The following is a 12,512-nucleotide window of genomic DNA, read 5'->3' on the forward strand; positions in this document are numbered from 1 at the left end:
CGTTTCGGGGCCTGCTGTCATTGGCGATGTGTGCCCCGCCCCGCATCCTGACGAGCGGGAGGATTTCACAAAGCCTATGTCCGACACGGCCGGTTTTACCACGTCATCGCCCCGCGCAACCGGGCCGGGGGTCGGCCAGTTCGTGTCGCTGCGCGGACGGCTGTGGATGGTCGAGGCGCAGCCGGACGGGCCGCTGTCGGGCCATCGGCTCGCCTGTATCGACGATGATGCCAGCGGCGAGGATGCACAGGTGCTGTGGAGCGCAGAGGTCGATGCGCGGCTGCATGACGAGGAAGCATGGGCCTCGCTGGGCACGCAAGGCGGCGATGCCGCGACCTTCTCGGCCTATCTGCGCACGGTTCGCTGGCGCACCGCGACCGCGGCCGAGCGCGACCTGTTCCAGGCCCCGTTCCGTGCAGGAATACGGCTCGATCCCTATCAGCTCCTGCCGCTGCGCAAGGCCCTGCGCCTGCCGCGCGTCAACCTGCTGATCGCCGACGATGTCGGGCTGGGCAAGACGGTCGAGGCGGGGCTGGTCCTGCGCGAGCTGCTGCTGCGCCGCCGGGTCGACTATACCGTCGTCATCGCGCCGCCTGCGATGACCGGCCAGTGGCGCGACGAGTTGCAGGGCAAGTTCGGCCTGGGCTTCGAGATCGTCGATGCCCGCCATCTGGAGGAACTGCGGCGGCGGCGCGGGTACGGTGCGAACCCCTGGGCGGCGGGATCGCGCTTCATCCTGTCGCACCGGCTGCTGGGCGAGGAAGCCTATGTCGCGGGGCTTCGCGACGTGCTGGAGGATTTTCGCGCGCGCTCGCTGCTGATTCTGGACGAGGCGCATCACGCCGCCCCGGCAGGCGGTGGCCGCTATGCGATCGAGAGCCAGTTCACCCGATCCTTACGCGACCTGTCGGACCGGTTCGAGCACCGCCTGTTCCTGTCGGCGACGCCGCATAACGGCCACCCGAACAGCTTTGCGACCTTGCTCGAACTGCTCGACCCGCAACGTTTCACGCGGGGTGTCACCGTCCGTCCCGCCGATCTGGAGCCGGTGATGGTCCGTCGCCTGAAAAGCGACCTGCGCGCGCTGGGCGAGGCCTTTCCCGAACGGATCGTCGAGCCGATCACGCTGGATGGCCTGCCGGATGATGCCCCCGAACTGACGCTGGCGGCGATGCTGGCGGACTATCGCCTGTTGCGCGAGCGGCGGATCGGCGGGCTGGCGGGGGCGCAGGCGGCGCGGGCGCGGCTGGCGATGGTCGGGCTGCAACAACGGCTGCTGTCCTCCATCCCCGCCTTTGCCCGCACCCTGCGGGTCCACATCGCCGGGCTGGATCGCGCCATCGCCGGGACCGTGCGCGAGGTGGCTCCTGTCGAAGTCGAAGCGCCTGATCGGGCGGAGGATGAGGATGCCGCGCTGGCCCTGCTCGACCGCGCGGTCGAGGCGGAGGCGGAACGACAGGCCGCGACCGGCGCGGCGGGGGCTTCGCGCGATCAGCTGGCGGAGGAACGCCGCGTCGCCGCCGCCATGCTGGCCGTCGCGGACGCCGCCCGCACCCGGCCCGATGCGCGGGTCGAGTGGATTCTCGACTGGGCGCGCACGAACCTGCTCGACGCAGGAGGCAATTGGCATGAACGGCGGCTGATTCTGTTCACCGAATATGAGGACACCCGCCGCTGGCTCCAGCGCCAACTGGCGGTGCTGCTCGACCCCGAGGATGCATACGAGGCGCGGCGGATCGACAGCTTCACCGGCATCACCTCGACCGAACGGCGCGAGGCGATCAAGCGGGCGTTCAACGATCCCGCCGATCCCTTGCGCATCCTGATCTGCACCGACGCCGCGCGCGAGGGGATCAATCTTCAGGCGCAGTGCCATGACCTGATCCATGTCGACCTGCCCTGGAACCCTTCGCGGCTGGAGCAGCGCAACGGGCGGATCGACCGCAAGCTGCAACCCAGCCCGACCGTCACCTGCCGCTATTTCGTCTATGCCCAGCGACCCGAGGACGTGGTCCTCGACGCGCTGGTCCGCAAGACCGAACTGATCCGCCGCCAGCTCGGCTCCGCGGGGCAGGTACTGGGCGCGCGGATCGCCGACCGGCTGGGCGGCGGCATCGACCGCGCCGCCGCGCGCGACCTCGCCGCGCGGATCGACGACGAGGAAGCCGATGAACGCGTCCGCGCGGCGGTGCGCGATCTGGACGACGGGGCCGAGGCGCGGCTGGCCCGCCTGAAGCGCGAACAGGCCGACCTGAGCAAGGCGCTGGAGACGGCGCGCGCCCGTGTCGGCGTCGATCCGGGCGAGTTGCAGTCGGTGGTCGGCCTCGCGCTCACCCGCGCGGGCGGGGCATGGGATCGCCCGGCAGCGGTCGGCGAGACGCCGGTCTTCGCGCTGGATCAAGCGACGCTGGCGGGTGATCCCAGCTGGCAGCCTTTGCTCGACGAATTGCGCGCGCGTCCCATTCGTCCCGGCGAGCGCCCCGGCGAATGGCGGGCCAGCCCCGATGCCGATGTCCGCCGGATCAGCTTCGCCCCCGCCATCCTGCCCGACGGGCGCGATGCGGGCGATGTGGTGCAGCTGCATCTGGAGCACCGTCTGGTCCGCCGCCTGCTCGGGCGCTTCCTGTCGGCGGGCTTCCGACAGGGGCTGGAGCGCGCCTGCGTCATCCGCACCGCCGCAACGCCCTCCCCGCGCGTCGTCCTGCTCGGGCGACTGGCGCTCTATGGCGAGCAGGCCGCGCGGCTGCATGAGGAGGTGCTGAGCGTCGCCGCCGACTTGCGTGACACCGGCGAGCTTCGTGCGCTGGCCGAGGGGCGCGAGGCCGAAGCGCGGGTGCTGGAGGAACTGATCGAGGCGCTGCGCCATGCCAGCGACGCCGAACCCGCCATCGCCGCCCACACGACCGCCCATGCGATGCGTGACGTGACCGAGCTGCGCCCCGTACTGGAGGCACGCGCGGCGGCACGGGCCGAGAAAGTCGCGGGCGAACTGACCCGTCGTGCCGAATCCGAGGCACGGGGGCTGGAGACGCTGCTGCGCCAGCGTATCGCACGCATCCTGCGCGAACGCGGCCAGGATGACGGCCAGCTCTCCCTCCTGCTCGACCCCATGGAGGCGCGGCAGCGCGCCGCCGACCGTCGATCCTGGGACCGCGCGGCCACCCGGCTGGACGACGAACTGGTGCGCGAACCCGAACGGCTGCGCGCCGGAGCGCGCATCCATGCCACGCGGCTGGAGCCGATCGGCCTCGTCTATCTCTGGCCCGTGGCATGAGCGGCCCCATTCCCGGCGGTCGGCATGACTGGATCGGCTATCTCCAGCCGGTCGGTCTGGTCGTCACGCCCGCCGCCCTCGCCCGGATCGGGCTGTGGCCCAGCCCGCAGGGGCCGGCGGACGGCGAAGCCGTCACCCGCGCGGTGGCGGGGTTCGCCGACGATCCCTGGTCCTTCTTCCACACCATCCTGGGCTGGCCCGCCAATCGGGTGCTGCGGGACGAAACCCTTCCCGATGCCTTGCGCATCGCCTTTCCCGAGCAGGATACGCTGCTGGAGCCGCATGGCGCGATCGCCGCGCCCGACGGCACGATCCAGTTGCTGGTGCGGATCGAGACGCCCGAGCTGATCCTCGACAAACGCGGCACCCTGCCCGGTTGGGAAGCGACCGCGCAGCAGCGGTTCGAGCGGCTGCTCCGCGAAACCGGCGTCGGGGCCGGGGTGATCGTCGGGGCATGCGAGACGGGTCGCAAGGACGGCCCCGCCACCGAACCCGTGCTGCGGCTGGTCGTCGTACCGCGCGGCGAGGCGTCGGGCCATATCAGCTGGCCGCTCGCGCGCCTGGGCGACGTGTCCGGCCGCCCGATGCTGGCCGGATTGAAGCTGCTGCTCGACGCCCATGCCCTGTTCAGCGGGCCACCCTCGCACCGGCTCCCTGCGATCCTCGCCGAAAGCCGCGCGGCGCAGGCGGAGGTGTCCAGCCGGTTGGCCGGGCAGGTGCTGGCGGGCCTGCACGAAATGCTGCGCGGACTGGACGCCGCCGATGGTCCGCGCATCCGGGCGCTGGCGAACAGTGACCCGGATCAGCTCTACAAGGGGCTGCTGACCGTGCTACTGCGGCTGGTCTTCATCCTCTATGCCGAGGATCGCGGGCTGATGCCCTCCGCGCCCGGCGGCATGGCGGCGGCCTTGTACGAACAGGGCTATGCGCTGGGCGGGCTTCACCTGCGGCTGCGCGACGATGCTGCGCTCTACCCCGACACGATGGACGAGCGGCGCGGTGCCTGGGGCCGGTTGCTGGCGCTGTTCCGGCTGGTCGATCGCGGCCACCCGTCCGGCTTCATGCAGGCGCGCGGCGGCCAGTTGTTCCGCGAGGCGGCCTTTCCCTTCCTGCTGGGTCGCGACACACCCGATGCGCCCGAACAGGTGCTGCCGGTCGGCGACGGCTATATCCTGCGCGTGCTGGACAGCCTGTTGATGCTGAAGGGCGAGCGGGTTGCATATCGCGCGCTCAGCGTCGAGCAGATCGGATCGGTCTATGAGGCGGTGATGGGCTTCACCGTCCAATGTGCGCCCAGCCTGATGCTGGCGGTGCGCGCGGGCAAGGGCAACAGGGTGCCGGTCTGGGTCGATCTGGAGGCGCTGGCCGCGACCAAGCCATCGGAGCGCGAACGCACCCTGAAGCTCTGGACCGGCCGTGCCGCCTGGCCCGCCGCCGTGTCGCGGAGCCTGCGGGAGGCGGGCGACGCCACCGCGCTGGCCGCCGCGCTCGCGCCCGTGGCGGACGCCCGCGCCGCCCCGCGTGGACCGGTGGCGGCGGGCACCCCGATCCTGCAACCGACCGACGAGCGGCGACGCACCGGCAGCCATTACACCCCGGCCAGCCTGACCCGTCCGATCGTGGCCCATGCGCTGGCCCCCGCCTTCGCGCGGATCGGCCCGGATGCGGGGCCGGGCCAGGTGCTCGACCTGAAGGTTTGCGACCCCGCCGCCGGATCGGGCGCGTTCCTGGTGGAGGCGTGTCGCCAGCTTGGCGAGCGGCTGGTCGCCGCCTGGACGCGCTGGCCCGACCAGCGCCCGACCATCCCCGCCGACGAGGATGACCTGCTCCACGCCAAAAGGCTGGTGGCGCAGCACTGCCTGCGCGGCGTCGACCGCAATCCGCTGGCCATCGACCTGGCCAAGCTGTCGCTCTGGCTGGAGACGCTGGCGAGCGCGCATGAGTTCACCTTTCTCGACGCGGTGCTCCGCTGCGGCGACAGCCTGGTCGGGCTGCCCAATCCCAACATCATCGCCGTCACCTGGGACAAGGTGTCGGGGCAGCAGGGCTTTGTCGAGGCGATCGTGCGCGAAGGGATCGACGCCGCCGCCCAGCTGCGCCGCCTGATGCGCGTCGAGGCGGAGATCGCGCCCTATGCCGTGCAGGAACAGCGTCACCGCGCCGCGACGCTGGCGCTGGAACGGGCACAGCTGGTCGCGGACGGCATCCTCTGGTCCTATTTCACCGGCGCCAAGGCACGCGAACGCACCGTGCGACTGGCCGAGGTACAGCAATGCGTGCTGTCCCCCAGCCCGGCGAACTGGGCACGGCTGCAAGCCTGTCGCGACGAATTGCGCCGCCCGCCGATCGACGTCACGCCCTTTCACTGGGAGTTGGAGTTCGAGGATGTCTTCAACCGTCCCGATCCCGGTTTTGACGCCATTGTCGGCAACCCGCCCTTCGCGGGCAAGAACACCATCGCGGCGGGTCATGCGGCGGCGTACCCGGACTGGCTGAAGACGCTGCATCCCGGCGCGCACGGCAATGCCGACCTGGCCGCGCACTTCTTTCGCCGCGCCTATGGGTTGCTGCGGCGGGGCGGCGCGTTCGGTCTGATCGCGACGAACACGATCCGACAGGGCGACACGCGCGAAACCGGGCTGGCGCGGATATTGGCGGAAGGCGGCACCATCTTCCGCGCCGTCAGCCGTTATCGCTGGGAAGGCGAAGCGGCGGTCGTCGTCGCGCAGGTGTTCGTTTCGAAAGGCCCGGCGGGCGTGACCCCGGTGCTCGACGACCGGCCGGTGCGGCGCATCTCGGCCTATCTGATGGAGAGCGACCTCGACGGTTCGCCTGCGGCATTGCAGGAGAATGCGGGGAAGGCGTTTATCGGCTCGTTCCTCCTGGGCATGGGGTTCACATTCGACGATGTGAACTACCGCAAGGGGAAAGCCAGTTCGATCGACGATATGAAAGAACTTATTTCGGCGAATCCCGACAATGCCGATTGCATCAGACCTTATCTGGGTGGCGAAGAGGTCAACAACTCACCCGTCATATCTCACAATAGGTACACGATCGATTTCGGCGACATGCCACTTAGACGGATCGACAACACGAAGAGCTGGACCTCCCTTTCGGATCGAGAGCGGGTCGAGCAACTGCGTTCGGGCTTGGTGGCGTACGACTATCCTCACCGGGTGGCCGCGGATTGGCCACACCTGCTGACAATTGTCGAACGACTGGTCAAACCTGAACGTGACCGCGACAATCGTGAGCTACGCAGACGCAAATGGTGGCAGTTCGCCGAAAAAGCACCCCAGCTCTATCAATCGATTTCATCCCTGCAGAACGTGATCGTTCGCCCTCAGGTTTCGCCACATCACGCTTTCGCCTTTGTGCCCAGCAATCAGGTTTTGGCCCTGACGCTGGTCAATTTTGCAATGGACTCCCATTCTGCCTTCGCGACGCTGCAATCGCGCGTCCACGAGGTCTGGACGCGCTTCTTCGCCTCCACCCTGGAAGACCGTCTCCGCTACACCCCCTCGGACTGTTTCGAGACCTTCCCGCTGCCCCCCGGTTACGCCGACGCCCCCGACCTCGAAGCGGCGGGTCAGGCCTATCACGACCACCGCGCTGCGCTGATGATCGCGCGCGATCAGGGGATGACGCCGACCTATAACCGCTTCCACCGCGCGACCGACACGCAAGGGGACATCGCGACGTTGCGCGACCTGCACCATGCGATGGATCGGGCGGTTCTCGCCGCTTACGGCTGGGACGATCTGGCCGCCGAGGCTGCGCCGGTCTTCCTCGATGCCGAGAGCGAGGACGATCACCGCTATCAGGGCCGCCTCTTCTGGCCCGCGCCGTTCCGCGACGCGGTGCTGGCGCGCCTGCTCAAGCTCAACGAGGAACGGGTCAGGATGGAGCGGATGCTGTGAACGCGGACGGAGTACGCGCGGAGATGGTGCGGCGGCTGCGCCGCAACCTGATCGGTCCCAGTGAAGCGGACGATCATGATCTGGTCGCCGAGCGGCTTCCGGCGGGGGAGAATCCGTCGCGCTGGTATCTGGCGGGCTTCATCGCGCCATCGGGCGAGCTGACGCAGGAACCTGCCGCCGACGCCGAGTGGGATGAGGTCGATGGCCTGCTATCGGATGTCGAGGCGTTCGGCGCGGGCGGTGCGGCAGGCGATCATGACGAACCCGAGGCCCCGGCTGCGCGGCGACGCTTCCTGCCCAGTTCAATCGGGCTGTCGACCATGGTCGATCCCCGGGTCCGGGCACTGGAGGTCGCGCTCGACTGGGGCGATTATGTGCCCGAGCCGCCGCTGCCGCCCGACATGCTGGAGAGCGGCGGCGAGCCCGGCCATACGCCCATCGGCTGGCGGCGGGTGGCGCGCGAGCATCGCGTCATCCTGACCATACCGCGCGAGGATGAAGGGGTGGCGCATCACCCCCTGCCCGGCACCGCCGCCACCGCACGGCCGGGCGGCGCGCTGGAACTGGCGATCCGCGCGCGGCCCTTTGCGCTGCATCTCGCCGATGGGTCGCAGCGCATGGTGCAGGTCGTCACCGTCTTTTTGGTCAACAAGCGGCTCGAACCGGCCTCGCGTTACCGCGATCTCGCCTATGCCTTTCAGGTCCGACTGTCGCTGCGTTGCGAAGCCGGATTCGTCGCGCAGCATGACCTGTCGCGCATCGCGCGCGAGGACTGGGACGACCAGCTGGCCGACCTGCATTACCGCGACAGCGCGGCCTATGCCGCCGGTCTGGGCTGCGCGGCGGCGCATGTCGCGGATGCGGACGGCTGCGTCCGCTGCGTCCACACCACGCACCTGCCCCGCGCCGCCGTCGAGCGGACCGTGGCGGCGGCGGTGCCGGGCGTCATCTTCGGCATGGACGCGCTGGCGACACTGGCGAGCGAGGACGGACAGGCGTTGCAGGCCGCGCTCGCTCCGCTGGTCACGGGCTATCACGAATGGGCGGACGGCCAGCGAGCGGCCGCCACCGCGCCCGATCTGGCCAGCGCCAGCCAGCGCGCCCGCACCGCCGCCACGTTGATCGCCGCACAGGACGAAGCGCGCGAGCGCATCGCCGCCGGGATCGCGCTGCTGGCCGAGGATGCGCAGGTCCGCCTCGCCTTCGAGATCGCCAACCGCGCGGTCGCCAACGCGACCCGCGCCCGTCGCCCGACCGATACGACGCCCGCCTGGCGGCCGTTCCAGCTCGCCTTCATCCTGCTCAACCTATCGGGCATGGCCGACAAGTGCCACCCCGACCGCGACATGGCCGACCTGCTGTTCTTCCCGACCGGCGGCGGCAAGACCGAGGCCTATCTGGGCCTCGCCGCCTTCACCATCGCGCTGCGGCGGCTGGGGGCGAGCGGGCTGCTGGGCGCGGGTGTGTCGGTCATCATGCGCTATACTTTGCGGCTGCTGACGCTGGACCAGTTGGGCCGCGCCGCCGGGCTGGTCTGCGCGCTGGAGCTGCTGCGCGACGGCCCCGACTATCGCGACGCGGCGGGCCGTCCGCGCCTGGGCGACTGGCCGATCGAGATCGGGCTATGGGTCGGCTCCGACGCCAGCCCCAACAAGCTGGGCGGCAAGGGCGACCGGACCGAGGGCACCGCCGTCAAGCGGGTGCGTGCCTATACCAGTGGCCGCGATAGCCGCGCCCCCGCCCCCATCAAGGCCTGTCCGTGGTGCGGCACCGCCTTCACACCGAAAAGTTTCGGCTGCGTCCCCAACGCCGATGCGCCGACCAACCTCGAACTGCGCTGCGTCAGCGACACCTGCCCCTTCACCGGCGACCGCGCGCTGCCGGTGGTGACGGTGGACGAGGCCATTTACCGCCGCCTGCCCGCTTTCCTGATCGCGACGATCGACAAGTTCGCCGCTTTGCCCTGGAACGGGCAAGCGGGCGCGTTCTTCGGCCATGTCGATCGCGCCGACGAAACCGGCTTTTACGGCGCGGCCGAGCCGGGTGAGGGCCGTGCGCTGGATGGCGGCCACCGGCTCGATCCGCCCGATCTGGTGGTGCAGGACGAGTTGCACCTGATCTCCGGCCCGCTCGGCACCGTCGCCGGGCTGTACGAGGCGGCGATCGACCGGCTTGCCACGCGCGAGATCGCCGGACAGCGGGTGCGGCCCAAGATCGTCGCCTCCACCGCCACCGTCCGCCGGGCGAGCGACCAGATCTGCGCGCTGTTCGACCGCGAGCGGACCTGTATCTTCCCACCACCGGGCCTCGACCGGCGCGACAGTTTCTTCGCGCTGACCCGGCCCGAGAGCGAGGCCGATCCGGCGCGCTGGTATGTCGGGTTGGCGGCGGCCGGGCGCGGGCCGAAGCTGGTCTTCCTCCAGGCGCTGGTGACGCTGCTCAGCGCCGCCCAGGCCATGGCCGAGGATGGCGACGAGGCGGACGCCTATCGCACCGCGCTCTGCTATTTCAACACGCTGCGCGAACTGGGCGGCGCGCGGCGGATCGTCGAGGACGAGGTGGCCGCACGGCTCGCCAGTTACGGCGCACAGCGGCGACGGCTGGAGCCCCCCGACCGCCCCTTTGCCGACCGCATGCTGGGCGAGCCGGTCGAGCTGACCTCGCGCGTGTCGACCGATCAGGTCGCGGCGGCCAAGCGGCGGCTGGAGGCCAATTTCGACAGCGCGGAAGACCAGCCCGTGGACGTGGCGCTGGCGACCAACATGATCTCGGTCGGGCTGGACATCGACCGGCTGGGCCTGATGCTGGTGCAGGGACAGCCCAAGACGGCCGCCGAATATATCCAGGCGACCAGCCGCGTCGGCCGCAACCCGGCGCGGCCCGGTCTGGTCGTCGTGGTGCTGAACGTCCACCGCCCGCGCGACCGGATGCATTTCGAGCAGTTCGGCCATTTCCACGACACCTTCTACCGCGCGGTCGAGGCGACCAGCGTCACCCCCTGGTCGCCGCGTGCGCTGGACCGCACGCTGGCCGCGATCGTCGTGGCGATCGCCCGGCATCTCGACCCCGTGCTCACGCCCGCCAGTGCGGTGGATGCGCTGGCCACCCTGCCTGGAACCCGCGCGGCGGTGGTCCGGCATCTGGTCGAGCGTGCGCCGCCGGAAGTGCGCGAGACACTGGCCGCGCAGATCGAGGCGCTGCTGGACGACTGGACCGAGATCGCCGCCGAGCAGACCGCCGCCGGGGGCCGCTTCACCTATGGCGACCGGCCGCACCGGCTGCTCCACCCGCCGCTTGATCCCGCCCCGGAGCATCTCCGCTTCCAGGCCGGGTGGAGCATGCGCGATGTCGAGCCCGGCGTCCGGATCAAGCCGCGCGGCCCCGATGGCGAACGGGTCGGCGGTGCGGGAGACATGGCATGACGAGCAAACCCATCACGCTGCGCCAGTCGCAGCTCATCACCGCCTTCGGCCCCGGCGCGATGGTCGACCTGCCCACCCGCTCGGTCGTGATCGGCGGGCTGGACCTGTGGCACATGCGCGAACGCGGCAGCTGGCAGCCGATCCACGAACCCCGCGCGACCGCCGTTCTGGAGACACTGATGCGCGCGAGCGGGCGGCTGGCCGACGATGCCCGGCTGACCCTGCGCACGCCGCCCGCCGATGCCGACGGCGCGAGTACGGCGAACGAGCCGCCCGGTGTCGAGGCACGCATCTTCCCCGCCTGGTTCGTCTCCAGCGAAGCCGAGGAGGTCGGCGAAGTCCGCCGCCGTCGCCTGGTCCGCTGGCGCGACCTGGACCCGCGCGGACGCAATATGCTGGTCAATGAGGACGGCCGCCGCGTGACCGTGACGCCGATCCGCTTCGTCGCGGGGTGTCGCAAGGGGCATTTGCAGGACATCCACTGGGCGCAGGTGGTCCATATCGGCATGGAGGGGCGTTGCGTCCAGCCGCTCTGGCTGGAGGAGCGCGGCACCTCGGGCGATCCCGCCTCGACCCGCGTGGTCTGCGGCTGCGGCGCGGCGCTATCGCTGCGCGATGCGCAGGCTACCGGGCAACTCGGTGGATGCCGGGGACAGCGCCCCTGGCTGCGCACGCCCGAGCCCGGTGCGTGCAGCGAGAAGCTGCGCTTCCTCACCCGCACCGCGACCAACGCCTATTTCCCGCAGGTGCTGACCGTCATCTCGCTGCCCGCCGCGGAGGACGAGCTGTCGCGGCTGGTCGAGGACCATATGGACGCGATCGACTGGGTGACGTGCGAGACGGAGATGGCGAACGCGCGCCGCTCCAACCCCGCGCTTCGCGCCGCGCTGGCCGGGTGGAGCGACGCCGATATCGTCACTCGGATCGGCCAGTTGCGCCTGTCGGGCAACCAGTCGCTCGCCAAGGCCCCCAAGGTCGCCGAGTTCGATCTGCTCGCCTCCGGCCAGCCGCAGATCGGCATCGACGCGCCCGACGCCCGGCTCCACGCCCGTACCCTGACCCGCGCCGAATGGGACGGCGAGCGCCCCCGCCTTGCCCCCATCGACTCCGTCGTGGCGGTACACCGGCTGCTCGAGGTCGCCTGCCTCTATGGCTTCACCCGGTTCGAGGCGGCCCCGACCGCGACCGATGGCGATCTGGAGGAACTGTATCTGGCGGTCGAGGGCGCCGCGCTCGCCACCGAGCTGGAATGGCTGCCCGCGGTCGAGCATCGCGGCGAAGGCATCTTCCTGCGCTTCGACCCGCAGGTCATTCGCGACTGGCTGTCCCGCCCGGCGGTGCAGCGGCGCGGCGAGATCCTTTATCGCGGATGGGATAGGTGGCGCGCCGGGCAATTCTATGGCGCGCGGCTGCAATGGCCGCGCGTGACCTATTATGCCATTCACGGTTTTTCCCACGCGCTGATGAACGAGATCGCGCTCGACTGCGGCTATCCGGCGACTGCGCTTAAGGAGCGGCTCTATGCCGTCGTCGATGATGAGGGCGAGCGGTTCGGCCTGCTGATCTACACCGCCTCGACCGGCACGCAGGGGACGCTGGGCGGGCTGGTCGCCGTCCTGCCCCGGCTGGGCGCGATCGCCGAGCGGGCGCTGGACCGGCTGGCCTTATGCTCCGGCGACCCCATCTGCGCCGAGCATGACCCCGACGCCCATACCGACGAGCGCGCGCTGAGCGGCGCGGCCTGCCACAGCTGCCTGTTGGTCGCCGAGACGAGTTGCGAGGCGCGCAATCTCTATCTAGACCGGGCGCTGACTGCGCAGACGCTGTCGGCGGGTGGGACGGGGTTGTTCGAGGGCGTAGCGGACCCGCAATATCCAGATCGGATATGATCTT

At 70.3% G+C, this 12,512-nt stretch carries 4 protein-coding genes; all 4 read left to right on the forward strand.

Annotated elements, in window-relative coordinates:
- The first annotated feature begins 76 nt into the window (after positions 1-76).
- Genes drmD through drmB form a run of 4 tightly spaced genes read left to right on the forward strand, consistent with a single transcriptional unit; the run spans position 77 to position 12,508 of the window.
- Complete coding sequence (drmD, locus tag BSZ14_RS04835; protein ID WP_076710031.1) at positions 77-3,274, forward strand: DISARM system SNF2-like helicase DrmD; 3,198 nt, start codon at positions 77-79, stop codon at positions 3,272-3,274.
- Complete coding sequence (locus BSZ14_RS04840) at positions 3,271-7,197, forward strand: Eco57I restriction-modification methylase domain-containing protein (RefSeq protein ID WP_241823639.1); 3,927 nt, start codon at positions 3,271-3,273, stop codon at positions 7,195-7,197. Before drmD ends, BSZ14_RS04840 begins: the two co-directional genes overlap by 4 nt.
- Positions 7,194-10,619, forward strand: a complete 3,426-nt coding sequence (gene drmA, locus BSZ14_RS04845) for a DISARM system helicase DrmA (RefSeq protein ID WP_083748103.1) — start codon at positions 7,194-7,196, stop codon at positions 10,617-10,619. The genes BSZ14_RS04840 and drmA overlap by 4 nt, the downstream gene beginning before the upstream one ends.
- Entirely contained in the window at positions 10,616-12,508 is a 1,893-nt protein-coding gene (drmB, locus tag BSZ14_RS04850) for a DUF1998 domain-containing protein (protein WP_076710033.1), read from the forward strand. Before drmA ends, drmB begins: the two co-directional genes overlap by 4 nt.
- The last annotated feature ends 4 nt before the right edge of the window (positions 12,509-12,512 follow it).

Source organism: Sphingomonas sp. Sph1(2015) (genome assembly GCF_001970915.1).
GTDB classification, from domain to species: domain Bacteria; phylum Pseudomonadota; class Alphaproteobacteria; order Sphingomonadales; family Sphingomonadaceae; genus Sphingomonas; species Sphingomonas parapaucimobilis.